Consider the following 306-nt stretch of genomic DNA (forward strand, 5'->3'; position numbering starts at 1 on the left):
TCCAAATTGTTAAAGAGCAAGAGTTTTAAGTGTTAAACTTTTAAACCCATTTTTAAATACTCTCTTACGAGAATGCTTAAAGATGGTGGGCGATACCGGGCTCGAACCAGTGACCCCCTGCTTGTAAGGCAGGTGCTCTCCCAACTGAGCTAATCGCCCATAAAGTTTTAATTCCTAATGGAAGGAATGGTGGAGCTATGCGGGATCGAACCGCAGACCTCCTGCGTGCAAGGCAGGCGCTCTCCCAGCTGAGCTATAGCCCCATATTTTTATTTCCTTGGGAGGAAATGGTGGGTCGTGCAGGAT

At 47.1% G+C, this 306-nt stretch carries 2 tRNA genes; both read right to left on the minus strand.

The features are described from left to right. Window positions 1–83: 83 nt before the first annotated feature. Window positions 84–159 (minus strand) — tRNA-Val (locus tag AB4585_RS22635). Between the two features lie 28 nt (window positions 160–187). Beyond that, window positions 188–263, minus strand: a tRNA-Ala gene (locus AB4585_RS22640). Window positions 264–306 lie beyond the last annotated feature (43 nt).

This window comes from Vibrio sp. 10N.222.49.C9 (genome assembly GCF_041474985.1).
GTDB classification, from domain to species: domain Bacteria; phylum Pseudomonadota; class Gammaproteobacteria; order Enterobacterales; family Vibrionaceae; genus Vibrio; species Vibrio crassostreae_C.